This is a genomic window from Bradyrhizobium guangdongense, from assembly GCF_004114975.1.
In the GTDB taxonomy this organism is placed as follows: domain Bacteria; phylum Pseudomonadota; class Alphaproteobacteria; order Rhizobiales; family Xanthobacteraceae; genus Bradyrhizobium; species Bradyrhizobium guangdongense.
This window is the reverse complement of sequence record NZ_CP030051.1, coordinates 5,504,945-5,531,211: the sequence shown is the minus strand read 5'-3', so window position 1 is coordinate 5,531,211 and position 26,267 is coordinate 5,504,945. Positions and strand designations below refer to the sequence as shown.

General features: G+C 64.3%; 25 protein-coding genes. 19 read left to right on the top strand and 6 right to left on the bottom strand.

All coding sequences use genetic code 11. The features are described 5' to 3' along the window. Positions 1 to 91: 91 nt before the first annotated feature. Both X265_RS26450 and X265_RS26445 read left to right on the top strand, forming a co-directional pair. Complete coding sequence (locus tag X265_RS26450; RefSeq protein WP_128967491.1) at positions 92 to 3,328, top strand: bifunctional cytochrome P450/NADPH--P450 reductase; 3,237 nt, start codon at positions 92 to 94, stop codon at positions 3,326 to 3,328. Positions 3,329 to 3,358: 30 nt separating this feature from the next. After that, positions 3,359 to 4,033 carry a spermidine synthase family protein gene (locus tag X265_RS26445; RefSeq protein WP_128967490.1) on the top strand — a complete coding sequence of 225 codons (675 nt, stop codon included), beginning with the start codon at positions 3,359 to 3,361 and terminating at the stop codon, positions 4,031 to 4,033. On the opposite strand, the gene X265_RS26440 is transcribed toward X265_RS26445, so the two are convergent. Further along, entirely contained in the window at positions 4,030 to 4,950 is a 921-nt protein-coding gene (locus X265_RS26440) for an alpha/beta fold hydrolase (RefSeq protein WP_128967489.1), read from the bottom strand. The genes X265_RS26445 and X265_RS26440 overlap by 4 nt on opposite strands. Before the next feature lie 169 nt (positions 4,951 to 5,119). On the opposite strand from X265_RS26440, the gene X265_RS26435 reads away from it, so the two are divergent. The 16 genes from X265_RS26435 to X265_RS26355 all read left to right on the top strand — a co-directional run bounded on the left by X265_RS26435 (position 5,120) and on the right by X265_RS26355 (position 19,291). Next, positions 5,120 to 5,500, top strand: a complete 381-nt coding sequence (locus X265_RS26435; protein ID WP_128967488.1) for a hypothetical protein — start codon at positions 5,120 to 5,122, stop codon at positions 5,498 to 5,500. Further along, on the top strand, positions 5,497 to 6,579 hold the full coding sequence (locus tag X265_RS26430) for a PHA/PHB synthase family protein (RefSeq protein WP_128967487.1): 1,083 nt from the start codon (positions 5,497 to 5,499) through the stop codon (positions 6,577 to 6,579). Before X265_RS26435 ends, X265_RS26430 begins: the two co-directional genes overlap by 4 nt. Continuing rightward, complete coding sequence (locus tag X265_RS26425) at positions 6,576 to 7,169, top strand: GNAT family N-acetyltransferase (protein ID WP_164938806.1); 594 nt, start codon at positions 6,576 to 6,578, stop codon at positions 7,167 to 7,169. Before X265_RS26430 ends, X265_RS26425 begins: the two co-directional genes overlap by 4 nt. A gap of 225 nt (positions 7,170 to 7,394) precedes the next feature. Then, positions 7,395 to 7,850, top strand: a complete 456-nt coding sequence (locus tag X265_RS26420) for a phasin (protein WP_128967485.1) — start codon at positions 7,395 to 7,397, stop codon at positions 7,848 to 7,850. Positions 7,851 to 8,024: 174 nt separating this feature from the next. Beyond that, positions 8,025 to 9,308 (top strand): DUF445 domain-containing protein, encoded by a 1,284-nt coding sequence (locus tag X265_RS26415; RefSeq protein WP_128967484.1) that lies wholly within the window; start codon positions 8,025 to 8,027, stop codon positions 9,306 to 9,308. 203 nt (positions 9,309 to 9,511) lie between these two features. Next, positions 9,512 to 10,282 (top strand): esterase/lipase family protein, encoded by a 771-nt coding sequence (locus tag X265_RS26410; protein ID WP_164938805.1) that lies wholly within the window; start codon positions 9,512 to 9,514, stop codon positions 10,280 to 10,282. 212 nt (positions 10,283 to 10,494) lie between these two features. Then, positions 10,495 to 11,361, top strand: a complete 867-nt coding sequence (paaX, locus tag X265_RS26405) for a phenylacetic acid degradation operon negative regulatory protein PaaX (protein ID WP_128967482.1) — start codon at positions 10,495 to 10,497, stop codon at positions 11,359 to 11,361. A 75-nt stretch (positions 11,362 to 11,436) separates the two neighbouring features. Then, positions 11,437 to 12,429 carry a 1,2-phenylacetyl-CoA epoxidase subunit PaaA gene (paaA, locus tag X265_RS26400; RefSeq protein WP_164938804.1) on the top strand — a complete coding sequence of 331 codons (993 nt, stop codon included), beginning with the start codon at positions 11,437 to 11,439 and terminating at the stop codon, positions 12,427 to 12,429. 11 nt (positions 12,430 to 12,440) lie between these two features. Beyond that, positions 12,441 to 12,728, top strand: coding sequence for a 1,2-phenylacetyl-CoA epoxidase subunit PaaB (gene paaB, locus X265_RS26395; protein ID WP_128967480.1), 288 nt, complete (start codon positions 12,441 to 12,443; stop codon positions 12,726 to 12,728). Positions 12,729 to 12,741: 13 nt separating this feature from the next. Continuing rightward, a complete protein-coding gene (gene paaC / locus X265_RS26390) occupies positions 12,742 to 13,518 on the top strand; it encodes a 1,2-phenylacetyl-CoA epoxidase subunit PaaC (RefSeq protein ID WP_164938803.1) in 777 nt (258 codons plus the stop codon). After that, the gene (gene paaD, locus X265_RS26385; protein ID WP_128967478.1) at positions 13,512 to 14,015 is read left to right on the top strand and encodes a 1,2-phenylacetyl-CoA epoxidase subunit PaaD; all 504 of its coding nucleotides are present in this window, start codon (positions 13,512 to 13,514) and stop codon (positions 14,013 to 14,015) included. The genes paaC and paaD overlap by 7 nt, the downstream gene beginning before the upstream one ends. 128 nt (positions 14,016 to 14,143) lie before the next feature. Beyond that, the gene (paaE, locus tag X265_RS26375) at positions 14,144 to 15,226 is read left to right on the top strand and encodes a 1,2-phenylacetyl-CoA epoxidase subunit PaaE (RefSeq protein ID WP_128967477.1); all 1,083 of its coding nucleotides are present in this window, start codon (positions 14,144 to 14,146) and stop codon (positions 15,224 to 15,226) included. A 113-nt stretch (positions 15,227 to 15,339) separates the two neighbouring features. Continuing rightward, positions 15,340 to 15,789, top strand: coding sequence for a hydroxyphenylacetyl-CoA thioesterase PaaI (paaI, locus tag X265_RS26370; protein ID WP_164938802.1), 450 nt, complete (start codon positions 15,340 to 15,342; stop codon positions 15,787 to 15,789). 42 nt (positions 15,790 to 15,831) lie between these two features. Continuing rightward, positions 15,832 to 17,163, top strand: a complete 1,332-nt coding sequence (paaK, locus tag X265_RS26365) for a phenylacetate--CoA ligase PaaK (protein ID WP_128967475.1) — start codon at positions 15,832 to 15,834, stop codon at positions 17,161 to 17,163. 65 nt (positions 17,164 to 17,228) lie between these two features. Next, entirely contained in the window at positions 17,229 to 18,233 is a 1,005-nt protein-coding gene (locus X265_RS26360) for a quinone oxidoreductase family protein (RefSeq protein WP_128969411.1), read from the top strand. 2 nt (positions 18,234 to 18,235) lie between these two features. After that, positions 18,236 to 19,291 (top strand): YeeE/YedE family protein, encoded by a 1,056-nt coding sequence (locus X265_RS26355; protein ID WP_164938801.1) that lies wholly within the window; start codon positions 18,236 to 18,238, stop codon positions 19,289 to 19,291. Here X265_RS26355 and X265_RS26350 read toward each other — a convergent pair. Beyond that, positions 19,270 to 20,187, bottom strand: coding sequence for a DMT family transporter (locus tag X265_RS26350; protein ID WP_128967473.1), 918 nt, complete (start codon positions 20,185 to 20,187; stop codon positions 19,270 to 19,272). The two genes, X265_RS26355 and X265_RS26350, sit on opposite strands and share 22 nt — an antisense overlap. Positions 20,188 to 20,287: 100 nt before the next feature. Between X265_RS26350 and pdxR the strand changes: the two genes are divergently transcribed. After that, positions 20,288 to 21,718 carry a MocR-like pyridoxine biosynthesis transcription factor PdxR gene (gene pdxR, locus X265_RS26345; RefSeq protein WP_188637367.1) on the top strand — a complete coding sequence of 477 codons (1,431 nt, stop codon included), beginning with the start codon at positions 20,288 to 20,290 and terminating at the stop codon, positions 21,716 to 21,718. A gap of 4 nt (positions 21,719 to 21,722) precedes the next feature. Here the strand turns inward: pdxR and X265_RS26340 are convergent, their stop codons facing one another. From X265_RS26340 to X265_RS26325, 4 genes are read right to left on the bottom strand one after another with little or no spacing between them, the layout of a single operon-like run. After that, positions 21,723 to 22,946 (bottom strand): bifunctional alpha/beta hydrolase/OsmC family protein, encoded by a 1,224-nt coding sequence (locus tag X265_RS26340; RefSeq protein ID WP_128967471.1) that lies wholly within the window; start codon positions 22,944 to 22,946, stop codon positions 21,723 to 21,725. Between the two features lie 23 nt (positions 22,947 to 22,969). Then, the gene (locus X265_RS26335; protein ID WP_128967470.1) at positions 22,970 to 23,629 is read right to left on the bottom strand and encodes a sulfite oxidase-like oxidoreductase; all 660 of its coding nucleotides are present in this window, start codon (positions 23,627 to 23,629) and stop codon (positions 22,970 to 22,972) included. 18 nt (positions 23,630 to 23,647) lie between these two features. Next, the gene (locus tag X265_RS26330) at positions 23,648 to 24,970 is read right to left on the bottom strand and encodes an MFS transporter (protein WP_128967469.1); all 1,323 of its coding nucleotides are present in this window, start codon (positions 24,968 to 24,970) and stop codon (positions 23,648 to 23,650) included. A gap of 29 nt (positions 24,971 to 24,999) precedes the next feature. Next, the gene (locus X265_RS26325; protein ID WP_128967468.1) at positions 25,000 to 26,223 is read right to left on the bottom strand and encodes a cytochrome P450; all 1,224 of its coding nucleotides are present in this window, start codon (positions 26,221 to 26,223) and stop codon (positions 25,000 to 25,002) included. Between the last annotated feature and the right edge of the window lie 44 nt (positions 26,224 to 26,267).

The following is a 26,267-nucleotide window of genomic DNA, read 5'->3' as shown; positions in this document are numbered from 1 at the left end:
CAATCCAGGTATCTTTCCGCAGAGGTCGTCTGGATTGCTTCGTCGCAAGGGCTCCTCGCAATGACGGGGATATGAGGGGGAAGCACTTTTAATGTCATCGAAGAACCGTCTGGATCCGATTCCGCATCCGCCGACCAAGCCAGTGGTCGGCAACATGCTGTCGCTGGACTCGGCCGCGCCGGTGCAGCATCTAACGCGGCTTGCGAAGGAGCTAGGTCCGATCTTCTGGCTCGATATGATGGGCTCGCCGATTGTTGTCGTCTCCGGCCATGATCTGGTCGACGAGCTCTCCGACGAGAAGCGTTTCGACAAGACGGTGCGCGGCGCGCTGCGGCGGGTGCGCGCGGTCGGTGGTGACGGGCTGTTCACTGCTGATACCAACGAGCCGAACTGGAGCAAGGCGCACAACATCCTGCTGCAGCCCTTCGGCAACCGCGCCATGCAATCCTATCATCCGAGCATGGTCGATGTCGCCGAGCAGCTCGTCCAGAAATGGGAGCGCCTGAACGCCGATGACGAGATCGACGTCGTCCACGATATGACCGCGCTGACGCTGGATACGATCGGCCTGTGCGGCTTCGACTACCGCTTCAATTCGTTCTACCGGCGCGACTATCATCCCTTCGTCGAGTCGCTGGTGCGCTCGCTCGAAACCATCATGATGACGCGCGGCCTGCCGTTCGAGCAGCTCTGGATGCAGAAGCGGCGCAAGACGCTGGGCGAGGACGTCGCCTTCATGAACAAGATGGTCGACGAGATCATCGCCGAGCGCCGGAAGAGCGCCGAAGGCATCGACGACAAGAAGGACATGCTCGCGGCGATGATGACCGGCGTCGACCGCTCCACGGGCGAGCAGCTCGACGACGTCAACATTCGCTACCAGATCAATACCTTCCTGATCGCGGGGCACGAGACCACCAGCGGCCTTTTGTCGTACACGCTCTATGCACTGCTGAAGCATCCCGACATTCTCAAGAAGGCGTATGACGAGGTCGACCGCGTCTTCGGCCCCGACGTCAATGCCAAGCCGACCTATCAGCAGGTGACACAGCTCACCTACATCACACAGATCCTGAAGGAGGCGCTGCGGCTGTGGCCGCCGGCGCCGGCCTATGGCATCTCGCCGCTGAACGACGAGACCATCGGGGGCGGCAAGTACAAGCTCCGGAAGGGCACCTTCACCACGATCCTGGTGACCGCGCTGCATCGCGATCCCAGTGTCTGGGGGCCCAATCCCGATGCGTTCGATCCCGAGAACTTCAGCAAGGAAGCCGAGGCCAAGCGGCCGATCAATGCCTGGAAGCCGTTCGGGAATGGCCAGCGCGCCTGCATCGGCCGCGGCTTTGCCATGCACGAGGCGGCGCTCGCGCTCGGCATGATCCTTCAGCGCTTCAAGCTGATCGACCACCAGCGCTACCAGTTGCACCTGAAGGAAACGCTGACGATGAAGCCGGAAGGCTTCAAGATCAAGGTGCGTCCGCGCGCCGACCGCGAGCGCGGTGCTTATGGCGGGCCTGTCGCGGCTGCAGCTTCGACGCCGACGGCGCCGCGCCAGCCGGCCACGCGGCCGGGCCACAACACCCCGATGCTGGTGCTTTACGGCTCCAACCTCGGTACGGCCGAGGAACTCGCGACGCGTATGGCCGACCTCGCCGAGATCAATGGCTTTGCCGTGCATCTCGGGTCGCTCGACGAGTACGTCGGCAAGCTACCGCAACAGGGGGGCGTCCTCATCATCTGCGCCTCCTACAACGGTGCGCCGCCTGACAACGCGACGCAGTTCGTGAAATGGCTCGGCGGTGATTTGCCTGGGGACGCCTTCGCCAACGTGCGCTACGCCGTATTCGGCTGCGGCAACAGCGATTGGGCTGCGACCTATCAATCGGTGCCGCGCTTCATCGATGAGCAGCTGTCGAAGCACGGCGCGCGCGCAGTCTATCCGCGCGGCGAGGGCGATGCGCGCAGCGATCTCGACGGCCAGTTCCAGAAGTGGTTCCCGGCGGCCGCGCAGGTCGCCACCAAGGAGTTCGGCATCGACTGGAATTTCACCCGCACCGCCGAGGACGATCCGCTCTACGCAATCGAGCCGGTCGCGGTGACTGCCGTCAATACCATCGTCGCTCAGGGCGGTGCTGTGGCGATGAAGGTGCTGGCCAATGACGAGCTTCAGAACAAGAGCGGGACCAATCCGTCGGAGCGCTCGACGCGCCACATCGAGGTGCAGCTGCCGACGAGCGTCAGCTATCGCGTCGGCGATCACCTCAGCGTCGTTCCGCGCAACGATCCGAGGCTGGTGGATTCCGTCGCCCGCCGCTTCGGCTTCCTGCCGGCTGATCAGATCCGGCTGCAAGTTGCCGAGGGCCGTCGCGCGCAATTGCCGGTCGGCGAGGCCGTCTCGGTCGGACGCCTGCTCAGCGAGTTTGTTGAGCTGCAGCAGGTGGCGACGCGCAAGCAGATCCAGATCATGGCCGAGCACACCCGCTGCCCGGTTACCAAGCCGAAGCTTTTGGCCTTTGTCGGCGAAGAAGCCGAGCCGCTGGAGCGCTATCGCAGCGAGATTCTGGCGAGGCGCAAATCGGTGTTCGATCTTCTGCTCGAATACCCGGCCTGCGAATTGCCGTTCCATGCCTATCTGGAAATGCTCTCGCTACTGGCGCCGCGCTATTACTCGATCTCGTCCTCGCCGTCGGTGGATCCAGCGCGCTGCAGCGTCACGGTCGGCGTGGTCGAAGGGCCGGCCGCTTCTGGACGCGGCATCTACAAAGGCATCTGTTCGAACTATCTGGCCAACCGGCGGGCCGGGGATACGATCTACGCCACCGTGCGCGAAACCAAGGCTGGCTTCCGGCTGCCGGACGATCCCTCCGTACCTGTTATCATGATCGGTCCGGGCACCGGTCTCGCGCCGTTTCGCGGCTTCCTCCAGGAGCGTGCCGCGCGCAAGGCGAAGGGCGCCAGCCTCGGACCGTCCATGCTGTTTTTCGGCTGTCGCCATCCCGACCAGGATTTTCTTTATGCGGATGAGCTGAAGGCACTCGCCGAAAGCGGCATCACCGAGCTCTTCACCGCGTTCTCGCGCGCGGACGGCCCTAAGACCTATGTTCAGCACGTCCTCGCTGCGCAAAAGAACAAGGTCTGGCCGCTGATCGAACGGGGCGCGATCATTTATGTCTGCGGCGACGGCAGCAGGATGGAGCCCGATGTGAAGGCCGCGCTCGTCGCGATCTATCGCGAAAAGAGCGGCAGCGATGCGGCCGCGGGCGCGCGCTGGATCGAAGATATGGGTACGAAGAACCGCTATGTGCTGGATGTCTGGGCGGGAGGGTGATTGTTCGTCGGATCGTGCTAAAGCACTCCCATGATTCCCTGGGAAAAGCTTGACACCGCAAAAATCCCCGGCTCCGACGAAGAGCTCCGCCTGATGCGGCGCGGCAAGGAGTTTTCCATCAAGCTCGGCACCAACGAGCTGATGAACAACCGCCTGTCGGGCTCGGAAGCCGCGCTGGCAACCCTTGCGGCGAAGCAGATCGAGAAGGTCGCAAAGCCCGTCGTCCTGATCGGTGGCCTCGGGATGGGCTTTACGCTGCGTGCGGCGCTGGCCGTGCTGGGAAGCAAGGCGAAGATCGTGGTCTCCGAGCTGGTGCCGGCGGTAGTCGCCTGGGCGCGCGGCCCGATGGCGGAGGTGTTCGGCGACAGCCTGGACGATGCCAGGGTGAGCATCCGCGAAATCGATGTCGGCGAAATCATCCGCACGAAGAACTCGGCGTTCGACGCCATTCTGCTCGACGTTGACAACGGGCCGGAAGGACTGACCCGGAAGGGCAATGACGCGCTCTACAGTGCGGGCGGATTGACAGCGGCCAAGGTGGCGTTGCGCCCGGGCGGCGTGCTGGCCGTCTGGTCGTCGGGACCGAACCCCGCTTTCACCAAGCGTCTCGGCCGCGCCGGCTTCGATGTCAACGAGGTCAATGTCCGCGCCACCGGCAGAGGCGGCGGCGCACGTCACGTGATCTGGATCGCGAAGAAAGCCTAAGCGGCCTGCGCCGCAGCGCCATGCGCATGCTTGTCGATGGCGCCGATGATCTCCGGCCAGAACCGCATCGGCAGCGCATGGCCCATGCCTTCGATCATCAGCAGCTTCGCGCCCGGAATGGACGCTGCCGTATCCTTGCCGCCCTCCGGATGGACCAGCGGATCGACCGTGCCGTGGATCACCAGCGTCGGCATCTTGACCCCATGCAGCCGCTCCTTCCGGCTACCGGAGGCGAGCACGGCGCGGAGCTGCCGGCCAACCCCGGCCGGGTTGAGCCCGCGGGCGAAGACGCGTTCGGCTCGGCCCAGATCGAGCGCTTCTTCCTCCGGGAAGGAGCCGCCGCGCAAGATCTTCCAGGTCTCGCCGAAGCGGGCGATGAACTCTTCCTTGCTGCGTGGCGGTGGCGCCATCAGCATGGCGGCGGCCTCACGCGTGGGCGGCGGCACGCGCGGATTGCCCGTTGTCGACATGATCGAGGTCAGCGAGCGCACGCGCTGCGGAAACGACAGTGTCACCTCCTGCGCGATCATGCCGCCCATGGAGGCGCCGACCAGATGCGCCGACTTGATGCCGAGCGCATCCATCAGGCCCACCGTGTCCTTGGCCATGTCGATCAGCTTATAGGTTGCGGCCACGGGAATTTTGAGGAAGCGCAGTTTCAGCAGCTCGAGCGGGGTCAGGCGTTTGCCGCCGGTGAGATGGCTAGACTTGCCGATATCGCGATTGTCGAAACGGATCACGCGAAAGCCCCGTGCGGCGAGCTGCTCGCAGAATGCATCGTCCCAATGGATCATCTGCGCCCCGAGGCCCATGATCAGCAGCAGCGGCTCAGCGTCGTCATTGCCGAAGATCTCGTAGCAGATGTCGATGCCGTTGGCGCGGACGGTCCGGGGCGGCTGATGGGCGGAGGCGTTCACCGGTGTGTTCCCTTGGCTTGCAGGTCGGAATTGTATCGCATGGTTTGCTGGCGCAAAGAAGCCGTGCGGGCGACATCGCGCTGTCGCTTAGCCGTTGACCGGCCCGTCGCAACGGTGTGGTATGGCGACAAAAGAGGGGCAAGAAGCCCCCGTGACCTGGAGGACGCCGATGACCGACAAGATCACCGACCCCGTCGCCCTGTGGCAGAAGATGGTCGGCGAGATGGAGAAGGGCTTCAACTCGTTCGCCACCAAGGCGATGGAGACCCCCGAGTTCTCGCAGGCCATGAACCGCGCCGGCGGCGCTGCGGCGGGTGCTCAGAAGCAGTTCGGCGATCTCATGGAGAAGTATCTGCTCTCGATGAACCTGCCGAGCCGCGAGCAGATGACCGGCATTGCCGAGCGGCTGCAGTCGATCGAAGGGCAGCTCGGCGAAATCAGGGCGATGCTGAATCAGATGTCGGCCAATCCTGCGGGATCGCCGATCGGCAGCGCGCTCCGGCCACCGCGCACAAAGCGTCCGCCGTCCGAAGGCGGAGGGCCAAAATGAACGCGCCGACGGGGCTTGATTTGGCGGCAATCCCGGAGCGCATCCAGGCCGAGGTGCAGCGCGCGATCCAGCGCAGCATCAAGGGCGTCGAATATTTCTCGACCTCCGGTCCGACACTCGGATCGACCCCGAAGGACGTGTTGCATTCGCGGGGAACGATGAGCCTCTATCACTATCGGCCGATGTCGGACGAGATCTATCGGGTGCCGGTGCTGATCGTGATGGCGACCACAAATCGCGGCTACATCCTCGACCTCGTGCCGGGCCAGAGCTTCATCGAGTTCCTGCTCAAGCACGGCTACGACGTCTACATGCTCGACTGGAGCGCGCCGCGGCCCGAGGAGAAGAGCCTGCGGATGGAGGACTATGTCCTCGACTTCATCCCGGACTGCGTCCGCCGCGTACAGGCCGATTCCGGCGAACAGGATGTCTCCGTGATCGGCTATTGCTTCGGGGGCGTGCTGTCGCTGCTTTATGGTTCGATCTTTCCGGACGGGCCGATGAAGAATTTGATCTGCTTCACCACGCCGATCGACTTTCGCGAGATGAAGCTGTTCTCGAATTTCTCCGACCGTCGCTATTTCGACGTCGACCGCCTCGTCGACAGCGTCGGCAACGTGCCGCCGGAGATGATCCTGTCCTCGTTCGAGATGCTGCGCCCGGCTTCGCGCACGGTGAGTCAGATCCAGCTCTGGGAAAACATCTGGAACGACGAGTTCGTGAAATCGTATCGGATGTTCGATCGCTGGGCGACCGACACGCTGCCGCTGGCGGGTGAATATTTCCGCACCATCACCAAGGATCTGATGTGGGACAACAAGCTGTACAACGACACCATGTCGGTTGGCGGTCGTCCCGCGAAACTCGAGAACATCAAGGTGCCGATCCTGCATGCGGTCGCCGAGCACGATCACATCGTGCCTTATGAGGCGGCAAAACACCTGATTGCGAAGATCGGGTCGGCGGACAAGGAAGAGGTGGTGCTGAAAGGCGGGCACGTCTCGCTCGTCGCCGGCGCCAACGCGATCAAGCGGCTATGGCCGAAACTGGATTCCTGGCTGGGGACAAGATCGACATGAGCGAGCCACGTTCCTACCCGCGTCACGTCAAGACGGATGCGGGCGATATCGAGATCCGCCTGATGTCGCCGTCCGATGAGGCCGCCGTCTTGGCCTTCGGCAAGGCGCTGCCGACCCACGACCTGTTGTTCCTGCCGCGTAACATCAGCGAGCCGAAGGTGCTGTCCGCCTGGATCAAGGAGATCGAGCGCGGCGCCATTCGGAGCCTGCTCGCGGTCAAGGACGGCAAGGTCGTCGGCTGCGGGACCCTGGTGCGCGACCCGCATTCCTGGTCGCCCCATGTCGGGGAGATCCGGATGGTGGTCTCGTCCGAGGTGCGCGGGAAGGGAGTGGGGAAGGCGCTGTCGCAGGAGACCTTTGCGCTCGCGCTGGGGGCGGGGCTGGAGAAGCTCTCGGTGCAGATGACGGTCGACCAGCAGGCGGCGATCGCGCTGTTCGAGAGCCTCGGTTTCAAGGCCGAGGCGTTGCTGCGGGATCATGTCCGGGACGTCGAGGGCAACACCCACGACATTGTCGTCCTTGGGCACAATGTCGCGCAGGTCCGGGCCCAGATGGAGGCCTATGGTCTGCCGGACGCCGTCCGGCACTGACGCACCACCATGCGCCCAAAAACTGCAAAACAACCCCATGCACAGTAGAGGGCGGGGAGGGGAGGCATCAGGATGCCTCCTATCAAGGCTGTTCACGATTTCGTGATATCGCGATGCAACATGAATATTGCATCGCACAATTAACTATGCCATATAGGCCGTGCCCCGGGCCATCGAGGACGGGGTGAGCCCATAGCTCAGACCAATGAGGATGGAGAGAACCCCATGACCGCCGAAACCAATACCGCTTTCGAGGGCTTCAAAGACGCTTTCAAGAACATCCAGAACCTGGAAGTTCCCGAGGCTGCCCGCGAATTCGTCAAGAAGACCGCCAACACTGCCAAGGACCGTGCCGCCGAGGTGTTCGCTGGCTCCGAGCGCGTGACCGCCGCCGTCGAGAACGCGGTGACCGAGTCCGTCACTGAAGCCGGCAAGATCAGCCGCAACATCCAGCAGGCGATCTACGAGGACGCCGAGGCGTTCTTCTCGGGTATCGACAAGCTCGCGTCCGCCAAGTCGGTCAGCGAAGCCGTCGAGATCCAGTCGAGCCTGCTCCGCGCCCGCGGCGAAGTGTTCGTCTCGCGCGCCAAGGCGACCGCCGATTATCTCGGCAAGCTCGCCGCCAACGGTGCCAAGTCCGCTCAGGACAACTTCGCCAAGGTCTACAACAAGACCGCCTGATCCGGCGCGGCTTGAGACCAAACTGAATTTGAGGCCCGCTTCGGCGGGCCTTTTGTTTTGGGCCACAGCCGTCATTGCGAGGAGCCCTTGCGACGAAGCGATCCAGAATGTCACCGCGTGAGGGATTCTGGATTGCTTCGCTTCGCTCGCAATGACGAGTAGGGTGATGCAGTTATGGACTCATCCACCTTCTCATTTGACACTCCTGCCGATGCCGAACGCGCGGCGGAGCTGCGCCGCGTGAAGGCGTTGGCGACGCTGGTGCTGGCTTCGACGCTCGGCCTGTTCGTCCTGGCCAAATGGCTGCTGCCCGTGCATCCCGTGTTCGGGTTCATCGCCGCCTTCGCGGAGGCCGCGACCATCGGCGGGCTCGCCGACTGGTATGCCGTCGTTGCGCTGTTCAAGCGGCCGCTCGGCCTGCCGATCCCGCACACCGCTATCATCCAGAGCAACCAGGCCCGCATTGCCGACAAGCTCGGCGAGTTCATTCAGGTGCATTTCCTCGAGGCCGGCCCGGTCGAAGCCAAGCTGATGGAGATCGATTTCGGCTCCTTCGTCGCCGACTGGCTGCGCGACCGCAAGCGCAGCGATGACCTTGCGCGCTTTGCGCTCCGTCTCTTGCCGGAGGCCGTCTCCGCGACCGAAAGCTCGGGCCTGATGAATTTCATCATCCGCCGCATGTCCTCGCAGATCCAGGCGATCGACCTCGCTCCGCTCGCGGCCGGCACGCTGCGCGGCTTCGTGGCGGAGGGACGGCATCAGATCCTTTTCGACGATCTGCTGCGCGTGATGCACGAGACGCTGAACCAGAAAGAGACCATGGCGATGATCCGCGAGAAGGTGCGCGCGGAATTGCCGACCCTGCTCAAGCTCTATCGCGCCGACAAGTTCCTGGTGAACAAGATCGTGGCGTCCGCCACCGCGTTCTTCAACGAGGTGCGCAGCGATCCCAAGCATCCGTTCCGCGGCGAGTTCGACCGCATGGTGCTGAGCTTCGTCGATCGGCTCGGCACCGATCAAGCCTATATCGATCGCATCGATAGCTTGAAGCGCGATCTGCTCGCGCGGCCCGAGCTTGCCGAACTCGCCCGCACCGTCTGGGCCAACACGCGATCCTTCATCGAGCGCAGCGCGAGCGGCGAGACGCAGGTGCTGCAGCATCATCTCGCCGGCATGTTCGTCTCGGCGGGCGATGCGCTCGCCGGCGATGCCGAGCTGCGCGGCGAGATCAACAAGGGCCTGGTGACGGTGCTGCGCAGCTTCGTCGCCGACCAGAAGAGCGGCGTCTCGACCTTCATCTCCGACCAGGTCAAGGCCTGGAACATGGCGCAGCTGATTTCGCTGATCGAAATCAACATCGGCCGCGACCTGCAATACATCCGTTTCAACGGATCGCTGATCGGCGGCCTCGCGGGATTGGCGCTCTACTCCGTAGAATTCCTGCTCCGATTGTTGTGACTTTTGCGTCACGACCGACAGCATTAACGCCGGGACCTATTGTGGCCTTGCGTCTCTCCCGCTTGAATGGATGGAACCGGCCGCCTGGCTGATTCATGTTGCGCTGCGGAACGATCAAGAAGCCGGCGTATTGGAATTCATGCCCGTTTGCCGGCATCGCAGCCGGCGGGCTCTTCCCGAATTCTTCCCAAGGGGATCCATTGATGACCGCTACTGCCCAGACGCTGCGTCCGCCGTCCCGTACCCTGATGTTCTTGGAAGGGCGCGCGATCCACGAGTTCGGTGCATTCCTCGGCGCATTGCCGCTGCTGAGCCTCGCGCCCCGTGGCGACGGGCATCCGGTGCTGGTGTTGCCGGGCCTGGTGGCCTCCGATGCCTCGACGCGCGCACTGCGCACATTTCTGATCAGCAAAGGCTACGCCGTGAGCGGCTGGCGCCAGGGCCGCAACTATGGCCTGCGCGACGGCGTACAGCGCGCCATGGTCGATCTGGTCGAGGAGCTCAATGACACTCACGGTCGCAAGATCAGCCTGGTCGGCTGGAGCCTCGGTGGCCTCTATGCGCGTCAGCTCGCCAAGATGATGCCCGACCGCGTGCGCCAGGTGATCACGCTCGGTAGCCCGTTCGCGGGTAATCCGCGTTCGACCAATGCCTGGCGTGTCTACGAGTGGGCGAGCGGGCGGAAGTCCGACGAGGTTGATCCGCAGTTCGGCGGCGAGCTCGCCGTCCCGCCGCCGGTGCCGACCACCGCGATCTTCAGTCGCACCGACGGCGTCTGCGCCTGGCAGGGCTGCATGGAGAAATCGGGCGCGCAGACCGAGAGCATCGAGGTCGAGAGCAGCCATTGCGGCATGGGCCACCATCCCGCCGTGGTCTATGCGGTCGCCGATCGCCTCGCCCAGAAGGAAGGTCAGTGGCGGCCGTTCGATCGCAGCGGCTGGCGCAGCCTGGCGTATCCCGATCCGCACAGGTAGTGCGCTTCTTCACCTCGCCCCGCCTGCGGGGAGAGGTCGGATCGCATCGGAGATGCGATCCGGGTGAGGGGGTACAGGTCTTACGGCTATCTCGTTGGCGGAGAGAGCCTCTCACCCCAACCCTCTCCCCGTAAGAACGGGGAGAGGGAGGAAGCAGCCGCCGTCGCTTCCCTCCATTGTCGCGGCCGCACCAAACGCGCTAAGCCTGCCGCATGGCGCATCCGCTCTCTCGCATCATCGATCAGCTCAAGCGTGAGCCGTCACGCACCGGCTCCATCGTCATCACCATGTTTGGCGATGCCATCGTGCCGCGTGGCGGCGTGGTGTGGCTCGGCACGCTGCTGGAATTCTTCGAGGGTCTCGACATCGACGGCAGCGTGGTGCGCACGGCGATGTCGCGGCTTGCTGCCGACGGCTGGCTGACGCGCGAAAAGGTCGGCCGCAACAGCTTCTATCGTCTGGCCGAGAAAGGCCGGGAGACTTTCGAAGCGGCGACGCGCCATATCTACGGTCCCCCGCCGTCCGATTGGACGGGTCGTTTCGAGCTGCTGCTGATCGGCAATGGTGAAGACCGCGACGCCTCGCGCGAAGCGTTGCGCAATGCCGGCTTCGGCAGTCCGCTGCCGGGCGTGTGGGTTGCCCCGTCAGGCGTGCCGGTGCCGGACGAGGCGGCAGGTGCCATCCGCCTCGAAGTCTCGGCCGAGGATGACAACGGCCGTCGTCTGCTCAGCGCCAGCTGGCCGCTGGAGCGCACCGCGGACGCCTATCTGAAATTCATGAAGACGTTCGAGCCGCTGCGTGCAGCGCTCGCGCGCGGCACGGACCTGTCCGAGGCCGACGCCTTCACCGCGCGTATCCTGCTGATCCACTATTACCGCCGCGTCGTGCTGCGCGATCCGCTGCTGCCCGAGAGCCTGTTGCCGGCGGAGTGGCCGGGCAGGGCCGCTCGCGAGCTCTGCGGCGAGATCTATCGCGCCCTGCTGGCTCCCTCAGAACAATGGCTCGACGATCATGCGACCAATGAGAAAGGGCCGCTGCCGCCGGCGCGAAAGCTGTTGGAGCGGAGGTTCGGTACCTGATTTATGTTACAGAAATATCTTGCATGAGATAATTATTGTTATATATTGGCTCCCAATACATCGGGAGGAATGCGCATGTACACCCAGGCGCTGAACACGGCCGAGACCGACGATCGCGGTCTCGAGGACGCCGCCAAGGCTGCACAGTTCCAGGCGCGCATCGATGCCGAGGAACGCATCGAGCCGAACGACTGGATGCCGGCGGCCTACCGCAAGACGCTCACCCGCCAGATTTCCCAGCACGCTCATTCCGAAATCGTCGGCATGCTGCCCGAAGGCAACTGGATCACGCGTGCGCCGACGCTGCGCCGCAAGGCTGCGCTGCTGGCGAAAGTGCAGGACGAGTGCGGCCACGGGCTCTATCTCTATGCCGCCGCCGAGACACTCGGCGCCTCGCGCGAGGAACTGGTCGACGCCATGCTGGCGGGGAAGGCGAAGTATTCGTCGATCTTCAACTATCCGACGCTGACCTGGGCGGATATCGGCACGATCGGCTGGCTGGTCGACGGCGCCGCGATCATGAACCAGATCCCGCTGTGCCGCTGCTCGTACGGTCCCTATGCGCGCGCGATGATCCGCGTCTGCAAGGAGGAGTCGTTCCACCAGCGTCAGGGCTATGAGATCATGGTGACGCTGTGCCGCGGCTCCGATGAGCAGAAGGCGATGGCGCAGGATGCGCTGAACCGCTGGTGGTGGCCGGTGCTGATGATGTTCGGGCCGCCGGATGCGGCGAGCCAGCACAGCGACGCCTCGACGCGATGGAAGATCAAGCGTTTCTCCAACGACGAGCTGCGCCAGAAGTTCGTCGATGCCACCGTGCCGCAGGCGCAATATCTCGGTCTCACCATTCCCGATCCCGGCATGATCAAGGATGCGGAAGGGCACTGGCGCTACAGCGAGATCGACTGGACCGAATTCAAGCAGGTGCTCGCCGGCAACGGCCCGTGCAACCGCGACCGCATGGCTGCGCGCCGCAAGGCACATGATGAGGGCGCCTGGGTGCGCGAGGCAGCCGCCGCTTATGCGGCCAAGCGCGCACGGCGCCAGACCGCGCAAGCCGCCGAATAGGAGAGATCGTTATGACCACGCCGAACACGCCGCTGTGGGAAGTCTTCATTCGCAGCCGCAACGGGCTCGCGCACAAGCATGTGGGATCGTTGCACGCGAGCGATGCCACCATGGCGCTGCAGGCCGCTCGTGACATCTACACCCGTCGCGGCGAGGGTCTCTCCATCTGGGTCGTGCCGTCGGCCGCGATCACTGCCAGCGATCCGGCCGAGAAGGGCATGATGTTCGAGCCGGCGGAATCGAAGATCTACCGCCATCCGACGTTTTATGAGGTCCCCGAGGAAGTGGGGCACATGTGATGGGGGTGGTGTGATGTCTTGCGCCAACATCCAGGTCTCCGAAACGCCGCTTGTGCTCTATGCGCTGCGACGCGCTGACGATGCGCTGATCCTCGGCCACCGGCTGTCGGAATGGTGCGGGCATGCGCCGATTCTGGAAGAGGACATGGCGCTGTCCAATATCGCGCTCGACCTGATCGGCCAGGCGCGCGAGCTCTACAGCTATGCCGCCAAGATCGAAGGCAGGGACAACGACGAGGACAAGCTCGCATATCTGCGGGACGTCAGGCAGTATCGCAACCTGTTGCTGGTCGAGCAGCCGAACGGCGATTTCGCCCAGACCATGGTGCGGCAGTTCTTCTATTCCGCCTTCGCCGATCTCTACTGGCGCGCGATGACGGCTTCGCGCGATGCGACGCTCGCGGCGATTGCCGCCAAGTCGGAGAAGGAGAGCGCCTATCATCTGCGCCACGCCTCGGAATGGATCATCCGGCTCGGCGACGGTACGGACGAAAGCCATCGACGCGCACAGGCTGCGATCGATCACCTCTGGGCCTTCACCGGCGAGATGTTCGCCATCGACGACGGCGAGCGCGCCCTGATCCATGCCGGTGTCGCCATCGATCCAGGAGCTTTGCGGGGGCGCTGGCTGACGACGCTTTCCGATGTCGTCGATGAAGCAACCCTCAGCATCCCGCAGAATGACTGGATGCAAGAGGGCGGCCGCGCGGGCCGGCACAGCGAGCATCTCGGCCACCTCCTGTCCGAACTGCAATCGATGCAGCGGAGTTTTCCGGGGCTGACATGGTAACGGTGCTCGATGCCAAGGCCGAGCTGCGCCAGCGCGCCTGGGATGCGGCCGCGAGCGTGGTTGATCCCGAGATTCCGGTGCTCACCATTGCCGATCTCGGCGTGCTCCGCGATGTCGTTCTCGACGGAGACCAGGTCGAAGTCGCGATCACGCCGACCTATTCGGGTTGCCCGGCCATGAACTTGATCGCTCTCGAGATCGAGCTCGCGCTGGAGCGCGCCGGCTTCCGTCATCCAAAGGTGCGAACCGTGCTGTCGCCGGCCTGGACCACCGACTGGATGAGCGAGGACGGCCGCCGCAAGCTGTGCGCCTACGGCATCGCGCCGCCGCAGGCCTCGGGCTCGCGCCGCGCGCTGTTCGGCGAGCAGGCAGTCGCGTGCCCACAATGCGGCTCCGACAACACCGAGCTGCTGTCCGAATTCGGCTCGACCTCCTGCAAGGCACTGTGGCGCTGCAAGACTTGCCGCGAACCGTTCGATTATTTCAAGTGTCATTGAGTTGAACCAGATGCCAACCCTGTCGTCATTGCGAGCGAAGCGAAGCAATCCAGACTGTCTCCGCGGAGGCAATCTGGATTGCTTCGTCGCTTCGCTCCTCGCAATGACAGCGATGTAGAGTCGATCCAATGTCAGCAGCCGCACCGCGCTTCCATCGCCTGGCCGTCAACGACCTTCGCCGCGAGGCGTCGGACGCCGTTTCGATGACGTTCGACATTCCCGGCGAACTTGCCGGCGATTACACCTTCAGCCCCGGCCAATACCTGACTCTGCGGACCACGCTGGATGGTGAAGAGGTGCGCCGCTCCTATTCGATCTGCTCCGGGCCTGATGACGGCGAAATCCGCATCGCTGTGAAGAAGGTCGATGGGGGCGCGTTTTCGAGCTGGGCGGCGGACGAGCTGAAGCGCGGCGACGAGCTCGACGTGATGACGCCGACCGGGCGTTTTGGCGTGATCCCGTCCGGCGATACCGGTCGTATTCACGTCGGTTTCGCCGCAGGCTCCGGTATCACGCCGATCTTGTCGATCGTGAAGGGGGTGCTCGCGCGCGAGCCGGACAGCCGCTTCTTCCTGTTCTACGGCAACCGGACCACCGACAATATCATGTTCCGCGAGACCCTCGAGGAACTGAAGGATCGCTTCATCGATCGTCTCTCGATCTTCCACGTCATCTCCGGCGAGGAACAGGATATCCCGATCCTGCATGGCCGGCTCGACGGCGACAAGGTGAGGGTGCTGTTGCGCTCGCTGGTCCCGGCGGGAAGCGTGGATCACGTCTTCATCTGCGGTCCGCTTGGCATGAGCGAGGAGATCGAGGCGACCTGCCGCGATCTCGGCATTGCGGACGAGCGCATCCACGTCGAGCGCTTCGTTTCCGAGTTCGGCGGCAAGCCGAGGCCGAAGAAGGTCGTTGCGCCCGACGCTCCGCCGAAGGCGATCGCGTCCCTCATCATTGATGGCAAACGCCGTGATGTGCCGGTCGCCGAGGACGAAGCGATCCTGGATGCTGCGCTGCGCGCCGGGTTCGATCTGCCTTTTGCCTGCAAAGGCGGCATGTGTTCGACCTGCCGCGCCAAGCTGTTGGAGGGCGAGGCGCCGATGGACATCAATTATTCGCTGGAGCCCTGGGAATTGAAGGCGGGCTTTGTGCTCACCTGCCAGGCCAAGCCATCCTCGGAGCGCGTCGTGGTCGATTACGATCATGTTTGAAGCCCGGTCTGATCGGCCGCATCGGGCCTCAACGATGCAAATGCGTCGCATTATTTGACAGTTTGGGGCGACCAGCAGAACATCATGTGCAAACACCTGGCCCGGAGAAGCGCGTGAACGTCAAAGCCGCCTTGTCGCCCGAGGATATCGCCCGCGCCTGCGCCGACGCGATGTGGGCGGAGGACGATGCCTCCAAAGGCCTCGGCATGGAGATCGTCGAGATCGGCCCGGGCTTTGCGACGCTGGCGATGGTGGTGCGGCCGGACATGGTCAACGGCCAGCGCATCGCCCATGGCGGCTTCATCTTTACGCTTGCCGATTCCGCCTTTGCATTCGCCTGCAACTCGCACAATGAGCGCGTGGTGGCGGCGCAGGGGCAGATCACTTTCATCAAGCCGGGCAGGCTCAGCGACCGCCTCGTCGCGAATGCGCGCGAGGTCACCCGCGGCGGACGCTCCGGCATCTACGACGTGCGCGTCACCGCCGGCGATGTCGTCATCGCGGAATTCCGCGGGCATTCACGTGTCATTCCCGGCACGTGGCTGCCGGCGCAAGAAAACTAGCGATCAACCAAGAAAAGAACGAATCAATGTGGGGAAACGAGGATGGCCGTGACGAGGCTCAAGGATGATGCCGGCGCCTACAGCGCCGAAATGGATGCGCATGAACGCGCCTCGCGTGACGAGATCATGGCGTTGCAGAAGCAACGCCTGGGCTGGTCGCTGAAGCACGCCTACGACAACGTCGCGCATTATCGCAAGGCGTTCGATCAGGCCGGCGTGCATCCATCCGATTTTCGGGAGCTCGCCGATCTCGCCAAATTTCCGTTCACCGTGAAAACGGACCTGCGCGACAATTATCCCTTCAACATGTTCGCCGTGCCGCGCGAAAAGCTGGTGCGCGTGCATGCCTCGTCCGGCACGACGGGCAAGCCGATCGTCGTGGGTTATACGCAAGCCGACATCGACACCTGGTCGGACGTGATGGCGCGCTCGATCCGCGCCGCCGGCGGCCGCAGCGGCATGATCATCCACAATGCCTATGGTTACGGCCTGTTCACCGGCGGGCTTGGCGTGCACTACGGCGCCGAAAAGCTCGGCTGCACCGTGGTACCGATCTCGGGCGGCATGACCGAGCGGCAGGTGCAGCTGATCAACGATTTCCGGCCTGACATCATCACGGTCACGCCGAGCTACATGCTGGCGATCCTCGACGAATTCAAGCGCCAGAAGCTCGACCCGCGGCAATGCTCCCTCAAGATCGGCATCTTCGGCGCCGAGCCCTGGACCAACGCCATGCGCGCCGAGATCGAGGACGCTTTCGACATGGATGCGACCGACATCTACGGTCTCTCCGAGGTGATCGGCCCCGGCGTCGCGCAGGAATGCATCGAGACCAAGGATGGCCTGCATATCTGGGAGGACCATTTCTATCCTGAAGTGATCGACCCCGAGACCGGTGCGGTGCTGCCCGATGGCGAGAAGGGCGAGCTGGTGTTCACCTCCCTCACCAAGGAAGCCTTCCCGGTGATCCGCTATCGGACCCGCGACCTGACGCGGCTGATGCCGGGAACGGCGCGGCCGGGCATGCGGCGGATGGAGAAAGTGACGGGCCGCTCCGACGACATGATCATCCTGCGGGGCGTCAACCTGTTCCCGACCCAGATCGAGGAGATCCTGCTCGCGACCGACTGGTGCGGCGGCCACTTCATCCTGGAGCTCACTCGCGAAGGCCGCATGGACGAACTGACCATCATCGCCGAGGCGCGCACCGAAAGCTGGGACGGAAGGGGGCTGATCGACCACGCCGACCGGATCGCGACCCACATCAAGAACACGATCGGGATCAGCTCGAAGGTCCAGATAGTTCCGCCCGCCACGCTGGAGCGCTCGCTCGGCAAGGCCAAGCGCCTCTACGACAAGCGGCCCAAGGACTGACTTGACGGATTGACTCGACCGGCCCCAGAGGCGACAAGGCCCGCGAGAAATCGCGGGCCTTGTCCATGTCATCTGCCGATCCCAAAACCGTCGAGGTGCGCTGCGTTCGCCTCACTGCCAAGGCCGAGAACGCCGCCGCGGTCGCGCCGGTCGTGGAGCATCACACGCTGACGCGCGGTCCCAATGATCTGCTGATCGAGGTCAAGGCCGCGTCCGTCAATCCGTCCGACATCAAGGCCGCGACCGGCCTGATGCCCTATGCCGTCTTCCCCCGCACGCCCGGCCGCGACTACGCCGGCGTCGTGATCGACGGGCCCGCCGGCACGATCGGTCACGACGTGTTCGGTTCCTCCGGGGATCTTGGCATTCGCCGCGACGGCACCCACGCCAGCCATCTCGTTGTCGAAGCGGATGCGGTGGTGGAGAAGCCGAAGGGATTGTCATGGGAAGAGGCCGCCGGAATCGGCGTGCCGTTCGTGACGGCCATGGAAGGCTTTCGTCGCGCTGGCGTTCCAAAGCCCGGCGAAACCGTTCTGGTGTTCGGCGTCAACGGCAAGGTCGGCCAGGCTGCGGTGCAGATCGCGACCTGGCAGGGCGCGCGCGTCATCGGCGTGGTGCGCAAGGCCGAAGCCTATGCGGGCCACGCCAATGCGCCGATCGAGGTGATCGACGCCTCGGCCGCTGATGTTGCCGCGCGCGTGCGCGAACTCACAGGCGGCAAGGGCGCCGACATCGTCTTCAACACGGTCGGCGATCCCTATTTCCAGGTGGCGCACAAGTCGCTCGCGTTGCGCGGCCGCCAGATCCTGATCGCCGCGATCGACCACATCGTGCAATTCAACATCCTCGAATTCTATCGGGGACAGCATACCTATGTCGGCATCGACACGCTCGGCCTGTCCTCGGCAGCGACCGGTGCGGTGCTGCGCGATCTCGGCCCAGGCTTTGCGAGCGGGCACTTGAGGCCGTTCCCTATCAAGGCGAGCGCGATCTATCCGCTCGAGCGGGCGAAGGAGGCGTATGTTGCGGTCGCCGGCTCGTCGCGGGATCGCGTGATCCTGAAGCCATAGTCATGGACTCGACCCAACTCGTCCTCCTTGCCGGCCTCGTCATTGGCCTGGTCTACGGCTCCGTCGGCCTGCTCAGCGGCTTCTGCCTGATGAGCAGCATGCGCGGCTGGCTGGGGCAGGGCGACGGGCGGCTGGTGCGGAGCTATGCGCTGGCGCTCGCAGTTGCAATCGCGGCCAGCCAGTTCCTCGCCGGCGAGGGTATGGTGGATCTCGGCAAGTCGATCTACCTGCAACCAACCTTCTCGATGCCGGTGCTGTTCCTCGGCGGACTCCTGTTCGGTTACGGGATGGTGCTGTCGAACGGCTGCGGCTCGCGCGCGCTGGTGCTGCTCGGCCGCGGTAATCTCCGCTCGTTCGTCGTTGTCATCGTCCTTGCGATTGCCGCGCAGATGACACTCAAGGGCCTGATCGCGCCGGCGCGCATCGCGCTGGTGCAGGCAACGCAGGCGACCGTCAGCATGAACACGCTGCCGTCCTTGCTGGCGACGCTGGGTCTGACGGAAGCGCTCTCGCGCATGCTGGCCGCGGCCGTGATCGTGCTCGCGTTGATCCTGTTCGCTTTCGCGCATGCGGGGTTCCGCCGCTCGCCGGGCCAGATCGCGGCGGGCGTCGTTGTGGGTCTCCTCGTCGCCGGCGGCTGGTACGTGACCGGCTATCTTGGCGCTGACGACTTCAATCCGGTGCCGGTGACCTCGCTCACCTTCATCGCGCCGATCGCCGACAGCCTGCAATACGCCATGCTCTCGACCGGCTTGACGCTGAATTTCGGCATCGCGACCGTTGGCGGGGTCTTCGCCGGAAGTCTGGCGACTGCGGTCCTGACGGGCCGTTTCCACCTCGAAGGCTATTCCTCGCCGCGCCACATGCTGCGCTCGGCCGGTGGCGCCGCTCTGATGGGGATCGGCGGCGTGATGGCATTCGGCTGCTCGATCGGGCAGGGGCTCACCGGCATGTCGACGCTTGCGGCGGGCTCGTTCATCGCGGTCGCCGGCATTCTGCTTGGCACGACGGCAGGCCTGCGTGGCGCGTTGCGGGTTCAGCCGCTCGCGGTCGCCTGACGGCGCAGCAACCGGTCACCCAGCGTCGCAAGACCAATGCCGGTGACGATCAACGCGGCCGCGATGCCAAGGCTGATGTCGATCGGCTCACCCAGCAGGATCGCGGCGGTGGCAATGCCGACGACCGGCGTCGCCGTGGTGCCGAGCGAGGTCGTCAGCGCCGAGATGCTCTTGTTGACCATCGACATCGCCCAATAGGCCAGTGCCGTCCCGATCAGGCCGGAGTACAGAAACAGCAGCACGAGCCGCCACGACCATTCCGCGCGAGGCAGCCCATCCGCGGCCAGCGCCGATCCCGTCAGCACGATGGTCGCGACCAGCACCTGCCAGATCAGGAGCTGCAGCGGAGATGCGATCCAGCGGTGCGCGCGGATATAGATGATGTTCGCGGCCCAGGAGATCGCGGCCAGGATGACCATGCCGGCGCCGACCAGGACGTTCGCATTGGTCCAGTCGATCGACGCCGGGTTCAGGATCACGGCAAGGCCGACCAGCCCGAGCAGGGCGCCGGCGAGCTTTGGCGCCGTCAGCGTATCTTTCCCGAGCATGGGCGCCGCGATCGCGACCCAGAGCGGCGTGGTGTAGCCGAGCACGATGGCCTTGCTGGCGGGCAGGAAGCGCACACCGGCCGCCACCAGCACCGAGAATACCGTCATGTGCAGCAGCGCCACGCTCAAGATCACGGGAACGTCGCGCCGCTCCGGGATCACCAGATTGTTGCTCAGGGCAAGGATCACGAACAAGCCGGCCAGCGCGATCCAGCTCCGGATCGCCGAGGTCCACAGCGGCGGAAGAAACTGGACGAGCTGCTTCGTCACCGACCAGTTCACGCCCCAGGCGACGACGACGATGAGAAACAGGCCGACGGCAGTGCGGGGAGACAGGGAGGAGTTCATCGCAGTGTCCTTGAAGCAGTCCGGTCCGGCGGATAGCATCCGCGCTGGCTCCTGAAAAAGATCCAGATGTGAAAGGAATAAGGTGCCAGTTTCGGACGACATGATCTCCGCGCTGATCGATCTGAACCGAGCCGGCGACGACGGGCTGGTCGCGCAACTGACGAGCCAGCTGCGCAGCCTGATCGCAGCCGGGCGCCTTGCCAAAGGCCGCGCGCTGCCGTCGAGTCGACGGCTCGCGAGCGACCTTGGCGTCTCGCGCAACACCGTCACCTACGCGTTCGAGCAGCTCGCCGCCGAGGGATATCTCGCGGCATCGCACGGCCGGCGTCCGGTGGTGACGGTCGACGGCGGCGAGCGCATCAAGGGAGCGGGCGCCACGGCTTCACGCGGTCGCGCGGCCAAGCCGCAGCTCTCGCCATGGGCCGCGAAGCTCAAGCAGACCGACTGGCCGATGTCCTATCAGGCGTCGCTCAGGCCGCTCCGTCCGGGGCATGGAGACTTCAGGGAGTTTCCGGACGAGATCTGGGCGCGCTGCCTGCGCCGCAGTGCGGTGCGCGCCGCCAAACGCGAGCTTGGTCCGATCAACCGCATCCGCCTGTGCGAGGCGCTGGCGCATTATCTGGCGACCAGCAGGGGCGTTCGCGCCACCGCGGACCAGATCATGATCCTGCCGAGCGCGCAGGCCGCGCTGACCCTGATCGCGTCGGTCCTCATCGCGCCGGGCGACGAGGTCTGGGTCGAGGATCCCGGCTATCCCGGCGCCGCAGCCGCCTTCCGTGCATCCGGCGCGCATGTGACTGGCATGAGGCTCGACGAGCAGGGCATGCTGAGGACGCCGGGATTGGCTGCGCCCAAGCTCATCTTCATGACGCCATCCCACCAGCACCCGACCGGGCGGCTGATGTCCCTGGCGCGCCGCACCGAGTTTCTCCGGTCGAGCAAGCCGGGCAAGACCTGGATCGTGGAAGACGATTATGACGGTGAATTCCATTACGACAGCCGTCCGGTGCCGGCGTTGCAAGGGCTGGATGCCCATGGCCGCGTGTTCTATGTCGGCACCTTCTCGAAGGCGATGACGTCGGATATCCGGCTCGGCTATCTCGTTGTTCCCTCGGCGCTTGTCGGCACATTCGAGATCGCGCAGCGGCATATCGGGCTGGTCGCGTCCAGCCATATCCAGGAGGCGCTCGCCGAGTTCATCGCCGACGGCCATTTCCTCGCGCATCTGCGTCGGCTGCGCCGGCTCTATCACGCGAGGCGCGATCATCTGGTCGAGGGACTGGCGCGCCATCTCGGTGATGTCCTCACGGTGGAGGTGCCATCGGGCGGCATCCAGCTGGTCGCCCGCCTCAAGCGCGGCCGCGCAGATCAGGCCGCCGTGAAGCGGTTGGTCGACGCAGGTGTCGAGACGCGCGCCCTGTCCAGCCTGGCGCTCGGCAAGCCGCGCGATCATGGCCTGCTGCTCGGCTTTGCGGCCTGGCGCGAGAACGAGATCAGCGCAGCGCTGCGGACGATGGCCTCGTGCTTCTAGCGTGCTAGTCCACGGCCTTGGTGACGATGCGGATCTCCGACGTCAGCGTCCGGTGCACCGGGCACTTGTCGGCGATCTCCATCAGCTTCTTTCGCTGCTCGGCATCCAGCGCGCCCTCCATCGCGATGTCGCGCTCGATCTGGTCGAGCATGCCGTCGCGCGTCTCGCACTCCGCGCAGTCCTTGGCGTAGATCTTGGAATGCTTCAGCGTGACCGTGACGCGGTCGAGCGGCAGCGATTTGCGGTCCGCATAGAGACGCATGGTCATGGAGGTGCAGGCGCCGAGACCGGCCAGCAGGAAGTCATAGGGACCGGGACCGGCATCCTCGCCGCCGGCAGCTTTCGGTTCGTCCGCCACCAGATGATGCGGACCGACGGTGATGATCTGGTTGAACTTGCTCTTGCCGGTCTCCCGCACCACAACCTTGCGCGGTTCTTCGGGAAGGTCCACCGCATTCGCAGGTCTTGCGGTGTCGATGTAACGGCTCGCCCAGGCGGCGATCACATCGGCCGCATAGAGCGCGTCGGCCGGCTTGGTCAACAGATGATCGGCGTGGTCGAGCGAGACGAAGCTCTTCGGATGTTTCGCCGCAATGAAGATCCCTGTCGCATTGTCGATGCCGACGGTGTCGTCGACAGGCGAGTGCATCACCAGCAGCGCCTTATGCAGTCCCGTGATGTCCTTCATCAGCTCGTGTTCGGTGATGTCGTCGAGAAATTCGCGCCTGATCCGGAACGGCCTTCCTGCGAGCGAGACCTCGACTTCCCCCTGGGCGCGGATGTCGTCGAGATGTTCTTTGAAGAGGCCAGTGACGTGCGCGGGATCAGAAGGCGCCGCGATGGTCGCAACCGCCTTGGCTTCCGGAATATGTCCGGCCGCCGCCAGGATCGCGGCGCCGCCCAGGCTGTGGCCGATCAGGATCGACGGGGCTTTGCGGACGCTGCGCAGATGATCGGCCGCCCGCACGAGATCGGCGACGTTGGAGGAGAACGTCGAATTGGCGAAATCGCCTTCGCTGGAGCCGAGGCCCGTGAAGTCGAAGCGCAGCACCGCGATGCCCTTGGCGGCAAGCGCAACCGAGATGCGCTTTGCGGCGAGGGCATCCTTGCCGCAGGTGAAGCAGTGCGCGAACAGCGCGTAAGCCGCGGGCTCGCCATCCGGCAGCTCCAGCGCGGCCGCGAGCTGATGGCCGCCCTCGCCGGTGAATTGAAAGCGTTCGGTCGGCATGAGCTTCCCCGTGCTTGTTTGATTCAATCGCCTGAATAGCGCTGTTCAGCCCAGGGATCGCCGCGGTTATGATAGCCGCGGACTTCCCAGAAGCCTGGCGCGTCTTCGGTCAGGAACTCGATGGCCTGGAGCCATTTGGCGCTCTTCCAGAAATACAGATGCGGCACGACGAGCCTGACAGGGCCGCCGTGTTCATCCGACAGCGGTTGGCCCGACCAGCTATGGGCGAGCAGCGCGTCTTCGGCAGCAAAGTCTTCCAGCGCGAGGTTGGTGGTGTAGCCGTCGTAGGAATGCAGTACGACGAAGCGCGCATCCTCGTGCGGCTGGCAGGCCGCGAGCAGCTCGCGCGTCGCAAGTCCCTCCCATTCATTGTCGTAGCGCGACCACGTCGTGACGCAATGGATGTCGGAGGTGAACCGGTCCTGCTTCTGCGCGGCGAATTCGGCAAAGGTCCAGAACACCGGCTTCTCGACCGCGCCATAGACGTCGAGCCGCCAACGCCCGCGCGAGACGGGTGGCACGACGCCGAGATCGAGCACCGGCCAGTCCTTGGTGAGATGCTGGCCGGGCGGCAGGCGCTGATCCTCCGGACGCGTGAGCTTGCCGGTGAGGAAGCGGCCTTCGCGCGCCCATTTCTCCTTGGTGCGCGTCAGCTTGCTGTCGGATGGCGTTTCGTCGGCCATGTTCTGCTCGTGAATGGGTTACTCGTGGCGATGCATCGCCGAGGCGTGCTTGGTGTCGCGCATCGAAGAATAGATGATCAGCGACAGGCAGATGATTCCGGCAAGATAGTAATAGAACCATTCCTCGTGCTTGATGGTCTTGAAATAAAGCGCGATGGCCGGTGCCGTGCCGCCGAAGATCGAAACGGTGATGGCGTAGGGCAGGCCGACGCCGAGCGCGCGGACATTGGTCGGGAACAGTTCGGCCTTCACCACCGCATTGATCGAGGTGTAGCCGGCGACGAAGAGCCAGGCGCAGCAGATCAGGATGAAGGCCATGAAGGGCGACTTGGTCTCCTTCAGCGTCATCAGCAGCGGTACGGTCGCGAGTGTGCCGGCGACGCCGAAGAAGATCAACAGCGGCTTGCGGCCGATCTTGTCGGAGATCGCGCCGTAGATCGGCTGGAGGATGGTCGCGAAGATCAGCGTGCCGAAGATCACGAAGGTGGTCTGATCTTCGGTCAGGCCGACCGAAAGCTTGACGAAGGTCTGCATGTAGGTGGTGAAGGTATAGAACGCTGCGGTGCCGCCGGCGGTGAGGCCGACCACCAGCAGCAGCTCGCGCGGATAACGCAGCAGATTGGTGATCGAGCCGGTCGGCTTCACCACCTTCTTGGCTTCCTCGAACGCCTCGGTCTCGTGGAGGCCCTGCCGCATCACGGCGGCAAAGATCGCAAGGGCCGCGCCGATCGCGAACGGGATGCGCCAGCCCCAGGCCTTGAGTTCCTCGGGCGTGAGGAAAACCTTTTGCAGCAGCAAAAGCACGATGATCGCGGTGAGCTGGCCGCCGATCAGCGTGACGTATTGAAAGCTCGAATAGAAGCCGCGATGCTTGGGATCGGCGACCTCGCTGAGATAGGTGGCGCTGGCGCCATATTCGCCGCCGAGGCTCAGGCCCTCGATCACCCGGGCCAGGGCCAGGATCACCGGCGCGGCAAAGCCGATCGTGGCATAGGTCGGCGTCAGTGCGATGATCAGCGAGCCGAAGCACATGAACACGACCGACAGGGTCAGCGAGATGCGGCGGCCGAAATGGTCGGCGAGATAGCCGAAGAACCAGCCGCCCAGCGGGCGCATCAGGAACGTCGCGGCGAACACCACGGCGGCGTTCAATTGCTGGACGACGGGGTCGTTGCCGGGGAAGAAGGCCGGGGCGAAATAGAGCGCGAACGCCGTATAGGCGTAAAAATCGTACCACTCGACGAGATTGCCGATCGAGCCGATGAAGATCGCCTTGATCCGCCGCCTGGCGTCAGCGAGATCGATGTGGTCGGAGGCCGGGTGGGTTGCTTGCTCTGACACGTCCGGCCTCTCCCTTGATTTGAGAAGGCCTACATCGCCTTTCCGAGCAGAAATGGCAACTGGCGGGGACCTCGCACCGTGCCTTGGGACCAGGTCACCGTGCCTGCCGGATCCAGCCGGAAGTCCGGAATCCGCTTCAGCCATTCCTCCAGGGCAATCTGCATCTCCATGCGCGCCAGGTTGGAACCGACGCAGCGGTGAATGCCGAGGCCAAAGGCGGCATGGCGGTTCTCCCTGCGGTCGATCACGACCTTGTCGGCATCCGGAAATACCTTGGGATCGCGGTTGGCGGCCGGGAAGGACAGCAGCACCATGTTGCCCGCCTTGACCGGGCAGCCCGAAATCGTGGTCTCCTTGACCACCTCGCGCGCCATCGTCACCGGCGAATAGGCGCGAAGCAGCTCCTCCACGGCCGTCGGCATCACCTCGGGTTCGGCGATCAGCCGCTCGCGGTCTACCGGCGTCCGGGCGAGATGCCAGAGCGAGGAACCGATCGCGCTCCAGGTGGTGTCGATGCCCGCGATCAGGAGCAACCGCAGCGAGCCCAGCACGTGGGAATCCTCGAGCGGGTTGCCTTCCTTGTCCTTGGCGTTCATCAGGTAGGAGATCAGATCGTCGGTCGGCTTGTTCTTGCGGGCCTCGATATGAGCAATGAAATAGGCGCTCATCTCCTGCACGGCCTGGAGCAGCTTGCTCTCGTCCTTGATGCCGAGCTCGAGGATCATGTGGATCCACTTGATGAAGAGATCGCTGTCGCTCTCGGGGATGCCGAGCATATGCGCGATGGCCTGAACCGGGATGTATTTGCTGTAACGCGCCGCCGCGTCGACCTTGCCGTCCGCGATGAACCCGTCGATCAGCTCGTTGCAGATCGCGCGCATCCGTGGTTCCAGCTTCTTCATGGCATCCGGCGTGAACGGCGGGAGCAGCAATTGCTTGGCGGGCTTGTGCTCAGGCGGATCGGATGTGATGGGTGGGGCGGCATTCCTGCTGGTGATCTCCGGCCGGACGTCGCGCACGATGATGCGACGCGAGGAGAAATGCTTGGTGTCGTTGGCGATCTCACGTACCGCTTCATAAGTCGTGGGCATATAGCAGCCCAGAAAGCGTTCGGTATGCACCACGGGGCTTGCGGCGCGCATCTCGTCCCAGATCGGGAAGGGATCTTTCGTCCATTGCGGATCGGTGTGGTCGAAGTCGTTGACCCAGTCGGTCACAGGCGGATGGGCGGCAGGCTGGCTGACGTCGGACATCTCGAGAAAATCCCTTGGCTCGTGTTCGCTGAAGGCGCGCGGAG